The organism is Draconibacterium sp. (genome assembly GCF_041583095.1).
GTDB lineage: Bacteria > Bacteroidota > Bacteroidia > Bacteroidales > Prolixibacteraceae > Draconibacterium.
Genome location: NZ_JBFHGM010000132.1, coordinates 1 through 13,526 on the forward strand (window position 1 = coordinate 1; position 13,526 = coordinate 13,526).

Below are 13,526 nucleotides of genomic sequence, written 5' to 3' on the forward strand. Positions count from 1 at the left end.
CAACGTCAATCTTCTTTTCAGCATAACCAATCATTAAAAATACCAGCGTTGAGTTTTCATCGGTGCTTATTTCGTAGTTGCCTGCAAAATCGGAAATAGTGCCAGTTGTGGTTCCTTCTACCAATACGGCTACGGCCGGAATTGCATCGCCATCTTCGTTGGTAATTTTTCCTGCAACCATCTGCCCAGATTCGACCACAACGCCGTTTGGCGATTGCTTCGAGTCGATATCGCTTTTAGTCAGCACCACATTAATTTCCTCTTTGTTGGCCGGAACTTTTCTGAACTCATAACCCAACATATTAAAAACAAGAACTGCATCTTCGCCGACTACATTTATCACGTAATTTCCAGCGAAATCGGAAATAGTACCGGTTGTGGTTCCTTCTATCAGCACTGCCACTGCAGGAATCGGTTCACCTTTGTCGTTGGTGATTTTTCCTTTAATGGTAAGTTCCGAAGTTGGCGTTCCATTAACAGCCTGCTCAAAACCGGTGTTGGTTCCTGGAACATAATCGCTGGTTTGGATGCAGTAAACTCCATCCTCTTTTGGATTCTTATCAAACGACAGTGCATTGGCAACAACTTTGTCTTCAAGGCCAAGCGCATTTATCACTTCACCTCCATCAAATCCATTGGAGAAGTCAATTTTCATCAAATCGGGGTGATCGGCAGGAAGCTCAACACCATCAACAACTACTTTAAGCTGGGCGTCATTGTGAAGCACTTCGGTTCTTACTTCTTTGTTCGACAAACCCATAATTAAAATGGCCAGCAGGGGGAGTACAACCAGCTGTTTTAGCAGGCTGTACCGATTTTCTGTTTTCTTTTTCATCATGATAATACGGTTTTTTAATTGTGAGCCGTTAAGCGCAGTTAAAAAGGGAGCCACTCCTTTTTTATGCGCTAATCCTACCATGGCCAATTGATAAGCTTCGGCATTATGATTTTGGGCTACCTGATGATCAGTCAGGTATTCCAGGTTATTTCGCATCGCGTCGCGGATTAACCAGGCAAAGGGGTTAAACCACTGGAAGAGAAACAATAGCTCGGCAAAAAGAATATCGAGCGTATGACGTTCTCTTACGTGAATCATTTCGTGATCGACGATCATTTTCAGATCGGGATTTTTCAATGTTTTTTCCGACAGCACAATTCGCGAGAAGAATGAGAATGGATGCACATCCTTTAAAGTCAGGTTAACTTGCGCACCAAACAATTCTTTCAGGCGGCTAAATCGGATGATATTTATGGCTTTGAGGTGCCCGATAAGCAGGTTCAACAGAAACACAACTATTCCGAGTGCATAAATCGCCAAGAGGTAATGATACCATTGGAAGGTAAATTGTGGTTCGTTAGCCACAACGGCTTCGGGCAGAAAAGCAAAACTTTCTGAAACAGCAACCGGAATCGGCTTTATGTAATTTACTTTGGTAAAGGTAATGAGCGGAATAAGGAAACTAACCAGAAACGACACCGGCAAATAAATCCGATTAAACAGAAAATGTTTCTGATGCTGGAAAAGAGCCAGGTAAGCCAGGTAAAAAGCACCTAGCGCCAAAGCTGCCTTTCCGATGTAGAGGATAATATCTTCCATTACTTTTTGTTTTTGATGAGGTTGACCAGCTCGTCGATCTCGTCTTCCGACAGGTTTTTCTCTTTTACAAAAAAGGCCACAGCACTTTTGTACGAGTTATCGAAATAGTCGCTTACCACCTGGTTCATAAACGAACGGCGGTATTCTTCTTTCGAGATAAGCGGAAAATACTGATAGGTGTTGCCGTATTGTTTAAAACCGATCACACCTTTATCCTGCAACAAACGCACCAACGACGAGATGGTGTTGTAATGCGGTTTTGGATCGGGATACAACTCAACAATGTCTTTTACAAATGCTTTTTCCAGTTTCCAGAGGATCTTCATCAACTCCTCTTCCTTTTTTGTTAGTTTTTTCATTTTTCCTTCTTTCAAGTTTGTTGTCATTTCGCTCAACATGAAGACAAACATACAACTGATTTTTCAGTTTCGCAACTGTTTTTTCAGTTATTAAACGAATTTTTCAGTTCTAATCGGACCAGGCACCTTCAAAACCCGCATGGAATAAGTACTTCTTCGGAGATAAAAAAATGCCATTCTTTTAAAAAGAACGGCATTCAATAGTATTGTCTTTGCGTATTATCGTTAAAATTCTTCGCCACCCATGTCCATTCCATCTCCGCCACCTTCGCCGCGACGTTCTTCTTTAAAGTTATTAATCTTGTAGCTTAATGTCAGCATTACGACACGTGGTTCGCGCTCAAAACGAAACCAGCTTTTAAAGTCGTCGCCATAGCTTGTGCGTTCAAAACGCCCGGTTCCCAATGGATCGCGAACGCTAACCGTTGCCGAAAGTTTTTTATTCATAAACTCCTGGCGATACGAAACATTGGTGAAGAACATGGCACCGCTTTCGCCCTGTGCCGATACTGATTTACCGCGGTAAAATGCATTTACCTGCAGGCGCGAATTTTCAGCAAATTTAAAGGTGGTATTCATTCGGCCACCCCAGTTTGTACTTTGCCGGTCGATGGATTCACCATTTAACTCGCCGGTAATTTTATAATCGTAAACGTTCACACTGGTATTAACGGTTAACCATTTTTTGTAACTCAGGTTTCCGGTAACTTCAAGACCGGTGCTGTAATCTTTATCAAAATTGTCGGTGTACATGTAAAAAATACCGTCTTCGCCCAATTCCTGTGTGCGGTCTATTTTATTGTTGGTTACCCTGCGAAACACATCGGCCGAAACAAACGAACGTGATTCACCAAAGCGTTTCATAAAACCAAGTTCGTACGAGTTGGTGTATTCAGGTTCCAAATCGGGATTACCAAAACGAATGGTATAACGGTTGTAATAATTCGGTGTTGGGTCAAGGTCGCGGCCACTTGGTCGGTTTATCCTTCGGCTGTAACTTGCGGTAACATCAGCCGTTTGTGCTAAAGGATACGAAAAGTGTGCCGTAGGAAACAAATCGAAACGATTTAACGACGACACATTTTCAGCACTTGTATTTTTTATTTCGCGAACGGTCAACTCTCCACGCAAACCGGCCATGTACGCCAGTTTGCCCACCTTGTTGCTGTAGGTAGAATAAGCTGCGTGTATATCGCGTTGAAAATCGGTAGAACTGGAATATTCATCGTTGATTACCCACGAATTACTTTCCTGGTCGAAATCGCGAAATTCAAGTGTTTCATATTCACTTTCCAGTCTTCCCTGGTAACCAGCCTCAAAACGGCCATCATCGCTAAACGGATAGGTATAATCGAGTTTTAAACGAATGTCTTGCTCATCCTCTGTTTCCAGCGTCGACACATTCGACAAATATTCGTTGGTAGGATTCCAATTCTCGTCGGCAAGCAATTCAGCTTCTATTTCATTGTCGGTTCCGGTCTCATCCGAGTAGTAAGCCGTAGCCTCAATACGGTGTCCGTTATCATCGAATTTATGCTGAAAATTCATGTTCAGGGTGTAAAAATCGTTGTTACGTTCCGAGGTTTCATCGCTGATTGATAATATTTGTTCCGAGGCCGGTACAGTAAAATTTTCGGTTCGGCCGCCACCTTCGCTGCCACGTTCCGAAGTTCCTGTTTCGCCCGAAAGGGTTAAAGTGGTATTGGTGCCCAGGTAAAAATCGGCACCACCCTTAAAACGGTGTCCTCCACGAATCCACTTGCGGTCGCCACCCATGTTCAAAAATTCAGTCGTATCATTGTAATACGTTTCACGTTCCGAAGCCATTTTCCCATTGTTGATTTCATCGCTCCAGTCGGCACCAAAAAACAGGTTCAGTTTTTCAAAACGGTAGTTCAGCATAAAATCGCCACGGTATTTATCGCCCGTGCCAACGCTGGCGTTTACAATTCCGTTCAGTCCGTTCATCGAGTTCTTTTTCATAACCAGGTTAATGATACCTGCCGCACCATCGGGTTCGTATTTTGCCGATGGGTTGGTAATGATTTCAATATTCTCGATTGCCGAAGAAGGAATCTGGCGCAGGGCGTCGCTACCACTTAAAACGCTTGGGCGGCCATCTATTAAGACGGTAAAATTTCCCGATCCGCGTAAGGATACATTACCTTCAATATCAACCTGAATGGAAGGTGTATTCTCCAAAACATCGACGGCTGTACCGCCAATGGCACTGATAACCTGGCTAACGTTAACCACTTTTTTATCGAGCTTGTATTCAACGGCAGCTTTGTCGGCTACCACATTTACTTCGCCAATAGCAACGGTTGATGGAGCAAGATTGATCTCACCCAAATCATGTACACGGTTGCTACGATCGATCTTAATATCTACCACATTTTCCTCATTAAAACCTATAAAATTGGCCACGAGGTAATAATCGCCATATTCTAAATTTGTAATTTCAAATACTCCATTTTCGTTGGTAATACCGCCGGTTACAAGCGTTGAATCGGTCTCTTTATAAACGGCTATATTGGCAAATTCCATGGGAGTTTCCGAATCCTTCTCTAAAATCGTTCCCACTATTTTTCCTTTACCATCATCGTTTGGGTCATTCTCTTTTACAGGGTCTTCAATTAATGCATAAGAATTCACCCCAACAAATAGAAGGCCTATTAAAATTACGTTCTTCAAGTACTTCATTACTGTTTAAATTGTTTCCTTTTGTTTGCTTCACTATATTAAGACCGTTTATTCCGTTTTTAGTTTAATCCATGCGTGTTAATTAGTTGTTAACGTATCTCAACACTGCCAGGGTATTTACATAGTTTTGTTCTCTGTTGTTGGGGTGGTTTCTTAATTGCGCTATTCCGAAAAAACCTACAACTGTAAAATGGATAGCCTTTAAAAAAAATGCCACCCCTCCGGATGGCATTCTACCAAAACTTAAAATCTATGGAAAAAGTGCCTTCTGCTACTTAATCCATAAGGATTGCAAAAATAGTGTGAATCGAATCACATCAACTTTAGACAATAAATTGATGGTTGATTTTAATATATTTTAAGATTTAGTTTAACTTTCAGTATATATAAGGTTAAATTTCAGGCTGTATTTTACAACATATACTTTGTTATACTTATTCGTTCGTTTAACTTTGCTTTCATCAAGTCTTAAAAAACTACTTATCATGAACGAACAAGTAAATCACCCGCAAGTACCGCCACCTAATTACCTGGTATTTGCCATACTTACCACCCTGTTTTGCGGAAAAATATTTGGGATTGTTGCCATTGTTTTTGCCGCGCAGGTAAATTCGCACTGGAATGCAGGAAATTACGAGGCAGCCCTGTCGGCCAGTAGAAATGCCAAATTATGGGCCTGGGTGTCGTTTGCAGCCGGTTTGGCCTGGGTAATTTTAGCAGTAATACTATCGATTTTTGGCGTACTTGCAGGAATAATGCAGGGAGCTTTTAATTAATAATAAATGAAACGAACAATCAATAGCATACTGCTACTCTTAATTCTTGGAGTAGCAGTTCTTTTTTTTGTTCTCGACCCTGCCCAACACGAAATATTCCCGCAGTGCCTGTTTCATTCGTTAACCGGGGGCTATTGCCCGGGATGCGGCTCGCAACGCGCTTTACACAGTTTGTTGCATTTTGATTTTGCCGGTGTAGTGGGCTATAACTTTTTGTTTCTTCCGGCGGCGTTATTTATTTTGTATCACTACCTGTATCCGTTACTGAATAAAGCTTTTGGGTGGAAACTACCTAACCTGTTTTACAAAAAACAAACGCCCTTAATTGTTTTAGCGATAGTTATTCTGTTTTGGATTGCACGAAACCTGCCTTGGTATCCGTTTAATGTGCTTGCACCAGTGGGATAGACACAAAAAAACGGATGCGAAAACGCACCCGTTTATGTATTTAACTTAGTTAGGATCACTTCACGAATGAAGCGTCATTTAAATAATCGAAACATTTTTCAACACCTTCAAACTGTGTCATACTTCCGCCTCTGATTCCTTCCAGTTCCACATAAAAAGCTTCCAGTCCATTATCGTAAGCTTTGTTAAAGATGTTTTTAAAGTTCATCATTCCCGACTGGCCGAGAACCGAGCGGTCTTTAATATGCAGTACAGGGAATCTGCCGGCATACTTTTCGAAGTACTCCAGCGGATCGTTTGCGCCCATCACCGTCCAGTAAACATCCATTTCGAAGAATACCAAATCCGGATCGGTACCATTCAGGAACAGGTCGTAAATTACATCACCCACAGGCATCCACGGATTTCGTGGCTTATCCTTGTCTTCCGGTTTTACAACACGTCCGAATTCCATGCTATGGTTGTGGTAACCAAACTTAATTCCGGCTGATTTTGCAATTTCGCCGGCTTTGTTGAACGATTCGCAAACCACTTTTACGGCATCATGTGTTGGCACATTTGGCATCATTGGCTGAACCAACGTTTTCACCCCAAATTTCACATGGTCTTCAACGGTTTGTTTCCAGAAATCAGCAATTTCTCCCAATTTATCTTTCGTGATATCACGAGTGGGTGGATTTACGTGCGAGCTGGTAATTTTCAAACCTGCATCATCAGCCAGTTTTTTGTATTCTTCAACTGAATATTCTCCCATTTTACGATTGCCGTAACCAGCAAGCTCGATGGTGCTGTAGCCAATATCTTTTATTTTTTTCAAGCCATTCGGAACATCGGCAGTCAATTCTCGTCCCAGAGAATAGATTTGCAAACCAATTTCCTTTTTGCCCATGCCAACCATAGCGGCAGCACTGGCAGGCTTTATCGAGCCAGCTACCATACCTCCGGCGGTAAGCAGACCCATCTTTTTTAAAAATTCTCTTTTATCCATAAGGTTTTTAGTTGGTTGATTTATAGTTTATACGAACCACGGTATTGGTAATCATACAAACGGTGGTTCCATGCTTCTTTATCGGTTCCGAAGCTATGTGTTGCAGGATTCCATTTTACCGAACGTTGTAATTCAGTAGCCATATTTCCTAAACAACAAGTGATTGCTGTACTTGCACCTACTTCAACCGGAGCGATTGGTTTTTGACGAGAACGAACACAGCTGATGAAATCGTCCATGTGTGGAGAACTGATCTCGAAGCTGCCACCACCTTTTGCCTGTGCTTTCTGCATTTCTTCGAACATTTTTCTGCGCTCTTCCGGAGTAAGGTTCTGTGGACGTCTACCTCTTAACTCATCAGGAACTAATTCTGATTTTGAACAAGCCAGGTATCCGCGCGCTACTTCAATCCAACCATCGTCGCCGATGAATTTAATACCCTGTGCATTTGGCATATCTTCCAGGTACGGTTGTTCTGTCATCACAACACCGTTCAGGTATTTAAATGTCAGGTAATCGGCACCGTCAACTCCTTTAGGAATAATTTCAGCAGGACCCGAACCGTCCATACCAATAGCAGCCTGTGCAATATCGAACATGTGCGCACCCCAGTCGGCAGTAAATCCATTACCGGTTTCGCGGTACCAGCGCCATGCACCCCATAATTTTTCTCTTTCCGCCGGATCGAGCGAAATAGGAGGACAAAGATCCGGATGGTAATGTATTTTAGGATCATTCAACGGACCCATCCAAAGGTTGAAGTTCAGGTTCCCGGGAACTTTCATCTCAGGTAAATCAAGCGGTGCCGGCGGATCGCCAACTTTAGCATAAACTTTGTCGATGTGACCAATAGCGCCACTTTGAACCAATGCGATAGCTTTTTGGAATTCAGCACTTGAACGCTGCTGACTACCTACCTGAACAATACGTTTTGTATCGTTTGCCACGCGAACCATTTTTTCGGCTTCAACAATAGTAAACGAAAGTGGTTTCTGAACATACACGTCTTTACCGGCCTGGCAAGCGTGAATGGTTTGTAAAGCATGCCAGTGGTCGGGCGTACAAATTTCTACTGCATCGATGTCTTTGCGCTCAAGCAGTTCTTCATATTGTTCGTACTTATCCACACGAGGAGATAATCCCAACGATTGTTGCCATTCTTCAACCGTACGTTTAAAACGTTCTGTTTTCATGCTGTCAACATCGCAGCCTGCAACAACTTCTACTCCGGGAACTGCCGAGAAACTTCGGAAGTCATTCATACCTTGCTGACCAAGGCCAATAAAACCCATTGTAACTCTGTCGCTTGGAGCGATTTTAATGCCATTGATAGTCCAACTTGGAAGGATGGTCAAACTGGATAATCCCAGTGCTGAAAGACCAAGAAATTTCCTTCGGTCTAATTGATTAGATTTCTTTGAATCCATAGGTTTAGATTTTTATTCGTGATCAATTTTTTTTTTCGAAATTGGACACAAGATAATTGATTTTGTCAAAAGGACGCAATGAAAAATTAAAAAATGTATTGTCGGAGATTATGTTGGAGTTATTTAGACCCCTTATAAGAAAACAGATATTTTTGAAGTGGCTTTTTAAGTTCCTCAAATTCTGAATAATAAATCAGATTAACATTGCTACATCCGGCGATCATTGCCGATAAATTAGAACAAGTTCCTTCCCGAAAAAGACAAAGTACCGGCTTACCCATTTCCACAGCCCGGCCAATTTCGTAACCAACTCCCATCGACACTGCAGTTACTTCGGCCACAATTACATCAGAACTTTGCAGCCATTCCAAATCACGATCATGAATAAACCGGTCGTTTGGTCCGTCGTCGCCTGCACTGGTTAACGAGGGATCGCCAACATGTTCTGTAAGCACTTCGCCAAAGGTTTTCAGGTACTGAATAATTTGCTCGTATAGGCCGGCATCCTGTCGGCCTCCGCGTATTGAACCGGCAAAATAGATCTTCATTGCTATTTAGGCTTTTTTCTTGCTTGGTATATTAGTGGTTGACTTTTGTTCTCCCTGCTCAAAAACAACACGAGTCCGCGGTAAACTTTCCGGGTAATTCTTCTGGATAAATTCAATCATTTTCTCGCGGATAAAAACGCGCAAATCCCACGCTGTTGGCGAATCTTTGGCACTTACCAAAGCACGTATTTCAACCCCATATTCTTTGGCGTCGGTAACTTGCAATACATTCACCCGTTTATCCCACAGCGGAGTGCTCTCGAGCAGGCGCGTCAGCTCCTTACGCAAGGCATCAAACGGAACATGATAATCGGTATATAAAAACACGGTTCCCAAAATCTCGGAGGTGTTGCGTGTCCAGTTCTGAAATGGTTTTTCGAAAAAATAGGTGGATGGTACCACCAAACGGCGCTGATCCCAGATTTTTACAACCACGTAGGTAAGTGTAATCTCTTCAATTCTCCCCCATTCATTTTCAATAATAACCACATCATCGATACGGATGGGCTGCGTAATGGCAATTTGTAAACCGGCCAAAACAGTTGCAATAAGCTTTTGTGCTGCAAAACCAATAATAATACCGGCAACACCTGCAGACGCAAAAAGACTGATTCCCAGCTGCCTCACTTCTTCGAACAACATTAGCGATGCACCGATGGCAATTAAAACAATCAGGAAATAAATGATGCTTTCCATGATATTGAATTGCGTAAGAAACTTTCGCTGGCGTAAATTATCTTCCTGCGATGTATCTAATTTGGAAAGGATAACCTTTTTAAAGGCACGCAAAATGGCCATCAAACCCCATGCAATACTTACAATAAGTAAAATGGAACCTACTTTATTAAAAAAGTAATACCAATCGGGTGAAACCAATTCGCTCTTTTCAACAAATATTTTAAAGTATACCGCTATAAGCAGCAATAAAAACGGGATAATAAATTTGATAATTCTTTTCATATAAACAGTGTGTTTTTTTCAAAATTATTTTGCATGTTCAACGGTACTTTTAATGTGTATATCGCGCTGTGGGAAAGGAATTTGCACGCCATTATTCCGGAACTCATCATCAATGGCGTAGCGTATTTCGCTCTTGGTATTTTCAACCCAAAACGACTCGCGTACCCAAAAGAAAACCTGAAACTCGAGTGCCGAATCGCCAAAATTCTTAAACCTTACAAAGGGTTTTGGCGAAAGCGAAACATTGTTGTTTTTTGCAGCGCAATCAAGCAAAATCTGTGTTACCAGTTTAGTATCTGATCCGTAAGCCACCCCAACATCAACCGAAAAACGGGTGTTGTAATCCATGTGGCTCCAGTTAATAATTTTATCGTTTACAAAATTCGAATTGGGTACAACCAGAATAATATCGTCGCGGGTTTTTAACCGCGATGTGCGCAACCCGATATGGATAACCCGCCCTACTGTTCCATCTTGCAGCTGAATGACATCGTTGATTTGCAGGTTTCGTTCAACCAGCAATACAATCCCCGATGCGATATCGCTAAACAGTTGCTGAATACCAAATCCAACACCCACCAACAGGGCGGTAATACTCGCCAGTAAAACCGAAACTTTCAGCCCCGACGATTCTAAAAGAAAAACGATTATAATTACCCAGACGACATACCTTAATATCAGGTAAATCGACCAGTAAGAGCGCCGTTCGGCTTCCTGTTTATTGATAAAACGTTTGAAGAAGCGGCGGATAATTTTCAGCGCTATTAAGGTGATCAGAACAACAACAAGTATCAGAAAGATGTTGTAAACTGTAATTGCAAAATCTCCTTTGCTGTATAATTCAATGTTTAAAATCTCTTTAAATGTCATAACTCTTTATCAAACTATTGGAGTTAGAAAAGTACTAAAAACCGGAAGATTTGAAAAGTTTTGAGGGCGATAATGATTCAGTTTAATTATTCAAACAACAAACGGGCAGTATGGTTGAAAAAAAAGGAGACCTTTTAAAAAAAGACCTCCTTTAATCCTGTGTCGAACAGTATTTCTTAATTCACTCCAACAACCTGGCCTGGCTTAAAATAAGCAGCATAAGCTGTTTCAGAATGTAGTGCCTCAATAGTTTTTACTATTCCTTTATCGTCGTTAATCGATGCTCTTATCGATCCTTTTTGGTAATAATAGCGCGAAACGATCTCGCTTTCCAGCAACTCGCTGATTTCAGGTCTGAAAACCGATAAGTCTTTATCCAGATCCGGTTCAATTTTAGCTGCCAGTGCATCAAACTCTTCTTTTGCCAGCTCGTAATATTTTTCCTGCTTTGCTGTCTCCAACAACTCTTTCAGATCGTCTTGCGATGCCGATTCGTATTTAAAACCACTTTGCTCAACAAAATCGGCAAACTGCTTGTAAATGTCGTCGGTAATCGAAAATTCTTCCGGCTCAGGAATACTTTCATTTTCGTTTGAATATTTTGTGGCAAAATCGAAAATCATAAAACGGGTAACCAGTTCAATACTCAAACTGCTCAGCCTGTCGCCTTCAATTTTTACATCGGGAACAACGCCACCGCCGTCGTATACTTTGCGGCCTTTTTTGGTTGTAAATTCAGTAATCAGCGAATCAGGAACATGGCCCACACTGCCGTCTTCGTTGCGGTGCGAATAATCCAGCGCCTGAATACAACGGCCACTCGGAATGTAATATTTAGCGGTAGTAACCTTAAGTTTTGTATTGTAGCTTAAATCGCGTGTGGTTTGCACCAATCCTTTTCCAAATGTGCGCGTACCCACAATAATTCCGCGGTCGAGATCCTGAATAGCACCTGATACAATCTCGGATGCCGAAGCCGAACCGCTGTTTACAAGAACAGCAATTTTCATTGTGGTGTCCAAAGGTTCAGCCGTTGCTTTATACACTTTGTCCCATTGTTTTACTTTGCCCCGGGTGCTTACAATCTCTTCGCCTTTTGGCACAAATAAGTTTACAATTTTTACAGCTTCAACCAACAACCCGCCGGGATTGCCGCGCAAATCGAGAATTAAGCCGTCAGGGTTATTTTCTTTTAGTTCCAGGAAAGCCTTTTTTACATCGTCGCTACAGTTGGTTGTAAAATTCGACAAACGAATGTAGGCCGTGTTCTGATCGATCATGCCGTAATAAGGAACGGCGTCGATACTGATCTTCTCACGAACAACATCAACCGTAAAAGGCTTTTTCTGGCCGGGACGCTGCAATTTTATAGTAACAGGTTTGTTGGCCGGTCCTTTCAACAGCGAACTTACATCCTCGGTATTCATATCCTTGGTGTCTTTTCCCGAAACCTCGAGAATAATGTCACCTGCTTTTATTCCAAATTTCTGTGCCGGAAATCCTTCGTAGGGTTCGGCAATTATAATGTTGTCGTTTTGTTTGCTGATTAACGCCCCGATACCTGCATATTCGCCGGTAGTCATAAAGCGGAAATCTTCCATTTGATCTTCCGAAATGTAATTCGTGTACGGATCGAGCGAGGATAACATTTTATCAATACTGGTTTTTACCAGGTCATTCGGATTCACTTCGTCAACATAAAACATGTTCAACTCGCGAAACAAAGTATGGTAAATATCCAGATTCTTTGCAATTTCAAAATTCTTTTCGTCGCGGGTAAAGCTAAAAAAGCTAATACCAATTACCGCAACTATCATTACTCCTATTAATAATCTTTTCTTCATAATTCCTTCTTTTCTGAATTCACTGTCTGCACAATTGCATCGAACTGCCAAAAGTAACAAATCTTGCCTGATATCAGTGACGCATCCCGGCAATCCATTACGTTAATTTATATTAAAACCAAAGGTTTATGCTAACGGTAGAACATTTTTCAGGCCGAAAAGTTAAAGGTGGTTAAAAAAAATGTTACGTTAAACCATTGCAAAACACGATCGTCAAAGCTCCTGAAAACGGAACAATTAAATTTTATTGAATCATGAAAACAAGAATTTTAAGTTTAGCATTAATTGCGGTATTTGCTTTTTCGCTTACCGCAATGGCACAGCAACCGGAACAACAACGGCGATCGCCCGAACAACGCGAAATGATGGCCAGGCATTTTGACAGGGAAAGGGCAGGTTTTAAAAACTTCTTTACTGAAGAACAACAAGAGAAACTGAAAGAACTTCGGCTTGAATCGACCAAAGAAATTCAGCCGTTGCGCAATGAATTGAACGAATTAAAAGCCAAACAACGCACGCTAACTACAGCGGAAAAAGCAGACATGAAAGCCATTAATTACAATATTGAAAAAATGGCTGATGTTGAGGTACAAATTCAAAAAATAAGGGCTAAGGAACACCAGGAAATCCGTTCGATGTTAAGTGATGAACAACGTATTAAGCTTGATGAACGGAAAAGCAGAAGAGACAGCGATTTTAAGAGAAAACCAACAAGCCGTGATCGATTTAAACACGGTGCTTAGTGGTAAATAGATAGATGTTTTGGAGCCGGTAATTCAATTTGCCGGCTTTTTTTATGATTGAATCTCTTTAAACACGAAGACATAAGAATTGAACCACATTAGGTACATAGGACACAATAGATATTAGTTAAAATTGCGAAACTGTTAAATTGTAAAACTGCAAAATTGTTCCATTGCTAAATTGTAAAACTGAAAACTGGGACTGTATTAAACTCAAAGACACTAAGAACTGAACCATATTAGGTACATAGGACACAATAGATTTGTATACTACTGCTAAATTGTTCTATTGATAAATTGCTA

At 41.4% G+C, this 13,526-nt stretch carries 12 protein-coding genes; 3 read left to right on the forward strand and 9 right to left on the reverse strand.

Annotated features, from left to right (window positions below):
* From ABZB17_RS13055 to ABZB17_RS13065, 3 genes are all read right to left on the reverse strand, one after another.
* The coding region (locus tag ABZB17_RS13055; protein WP_372650786.1) for a carboxypeptidase-like regulatory domain-containing protein at positions 1 to 1,597 on the reverse strand (1,597 nt) is incomplete at its 3' end.
* Entirely contained in the window at positions 1,597 to 1,956 is a 360-nt protein-coding gene (locus tag ABZB17_RS13060) for a BlaI/MecI/CopY family transcriptional regulator (protein ID WP_372650787.1), read from the reverse strand. The genes ABZB17_RS13060 and ABZB17_RS13055, both read right to left, overlap by 1 nt.
* 225 nt (positions 1,957 to 2,181) lie before the next feature.
* Entirely contained in the window at positions 2,182 to 4,659 is a 2,478-nt protein-coding gene (locus ABZB17_RS13065; protein ID WP_372650788.1) for a TonB-dependent receptor domain-containing protein, read from the reverse strand.
* A gap of 485 nt (positions 4,660 to 5,144) precedes the next feature.
* Here ABZB17_RS13065 and ABZB17_RS13070 point away from each other — a divergent pair, with 485 nt between their 5' ends.
* Entirely contained in the window at positions 5,145 to 5,435 is a 291-nt protein-coding gene (locus ABZB17_RS13070; RefSeq protein ID WP_372650789.1) for a CD225/dispanin family protein, read from the forward strand.
* Positions 5,436 to 5,441: 6 nt separating this feature from the next.
* Complete coding sequence (locus ABZB17_RS13075; RefSeq protein ID WP_372650790.1) at positions 5,442 to 5,843, forward strand: DUF2752 domain-containing protein; 402 nt, start codon at positions 5,442 to 5,444, stop codon at positions 5,841 to 5,843.
* A 55-nt stretch (positions 5,844 to 5,898) separates the two neighbouring features.
* On the opposite strand, the gene ABZB17_RS13080 is transcribed toward ABZB17_RS13075, so the two are convergent.
* From ABZB17_RS13080 to ABZB17_RS13105, 6 genes are all read right to left on the reverse strand, one after another.
* Entirely contained in the window at positions 5,899 to 6,831 is a 933-nt protein-coding gene (locus tag ABZB17_RS13080; protein WP_372650791.1) for a sugar phosphate isomerase/epimerase family protein, read from the reverse strand.
* A gap of 20 nt (positions 6,832 to 6,851) precedes the next feature.
* Entirely contained in the window at positions 6,852 to 8,258 is a 1,407-nt protein-coding gene (locus ABZB17_RS13085; protein ID WP_372650792.1) for a Gfo/Idh/MocA family oxidoreductase, read from the reverse strand.
* A 119-nt stretch (positions 8,259 to 8,377) separates the two neighbouring features.
* Positions 8,378 to 8,806: a nucleoside 2-deoxyribosyltransferase gene (locus tag ABZB17_RS13090; protein ID WP_372650793.1), complete on the reverse strand. Its 429-nt coding sequence runs from the start codon at positions 8,804 to 8,806 to the stop codon at positions 8,378 to 8,380.
* A gap of 6 nt (positions 8,807 to 8,812) precedes the next feature.
* Positions 8,813 to 9,766, reverse strand: coding sequence for a mechanosensitive ion channel family protein (locus tag ABZB17_RS13095; RefSeq protein ID WP_372650794.1), 954 nt, complete (start codon positions 9,764 to 9,766; stop codon positions 8,813 to 8,815).
* 24 nt (positions 9,767 to 9,790) lie between these two features.
* Positions 9,791 to 10,636, reverse strand: coding sequence for a mechanosensitive ion channel family protein (locus ABZB17_RS13100; protein WP_372650795.1), 846 nt, complete (start codon positions 10,634 to 10,636; stop codon positions 9,791 to 9,793).
* 176 nt (positions 10,637 to 10,812) lie between these two features.
* Positions 10,813 to 12,480 carry a S41 family peptidase gene (locus ABZB17_RS13105; protein ID WP_372650796.1) on the reverse strand — a complete coding sequence of 556 codons (1,668 nt, stop codon included), beginning with the start codon at positions 12,478 to 12,480 and terminating at the stop codon, positions 10,813 to 10,815.
* Between the two features lie 254 nt (positions 12,481 to 12,734).
* On the opposite strand from ABZB17_RS13105, the gene ABZB17_RS13110 reads away from it, so the two are divergent.
* Entirely contained in the window at positions 12,735 to 13,223 is a 489-nt protein-coding gene (locus ABZB17_RS13110; RefSeq protein ID WP_372650797.1) for a Spy/CpxP family protein refolding chaperone, read from the forward strand.
* Positions 13,224 to 13,526 lie beyond the last annotated feature (303 nt).

Excerpts from the sequence above, each read along its gene's own strand:
- ABZB17_RS13060 (WP_372650787.1), bottom strand. The coding sequence starts at position 1,956 with ATGAAAAAACTAACAAAAAAGGAAGAGGAGTTGATGAAGATCCTCTGG.
- ABZB17_RS13065 (WP_372650788.1), bottom strand. The coding sequence starts at position 4,659 with ATGAAGTACTTGAAGAACGTAATTTTAATAGGCCTTCTATTTGTTGGG.
- ABZB17_RS13070 (WP_372650789.1), top strand. The coding sequence starts at position 5,145 with ATGAACGAACAAGTAAATCACCCGCAAGTACCGCCACCTAATTACCTG.
- ABZB17_RS13075 (WP_372650790.1), top strand. The coding sequence starts at position 5,442 with ATGAAACGAACAATCAATAGCATACTGCTACTCTTAATTCTTGGAGTA.
- ABZB17_RS13080 (WP_372650791.1), bottom strand. The coding sequence starts at position 6,831 with ATGGATAAAAGAGAATTTTTAAAAAAGATGGGTCTGCTTACCGCCGGA.
- ABZB17_RS13085 (WP_372650792.1), bottom strand. The coding sequence starts at position 8,258 with ATGGATTCAAAGAAATCTAATCAATTAGACCGAAGGAAATTTCTTGGT.
- ABZB17_RS13090 (WP_372650793.1), bottom strand. The coding sequence starts at position 8,806 with ATGAAGATCTATTTTGCCGGTTCAATACGCGGAGGCCGACAGGATGCC.
- ABZB17_RS13095 (WP_372650794.1), bottom strand. The coding sequence starts at position 9,766 with ATGAAAAGAATTATCAAATTTATTATCCCGTTTTTATTGCTGCTTATA.
- ABZB17_RS13100 (WP_372650795.1), bottom strand. The coding sequence starts at position 10,636 with ATGACATTTAAAGAGATTTTAAACATTGAATTATACAGCAAAGGAGAT.
- ABZB17_RS13105 (WP_372650796.1), bottom strand. The coding sequence starts at position 12,480 with ATGAAGAAAAGATTATTAATAGGAGTAATGATAGTTGCGGTAATTGGT.
- ABZB17_RS13110 (WP_372650797.1), top strand. The coding sequence starts at position 12,735 with ATGAAAACAAGAATTTTAAGTTTAGCATTAATTGCGGTATTTGCTTTT.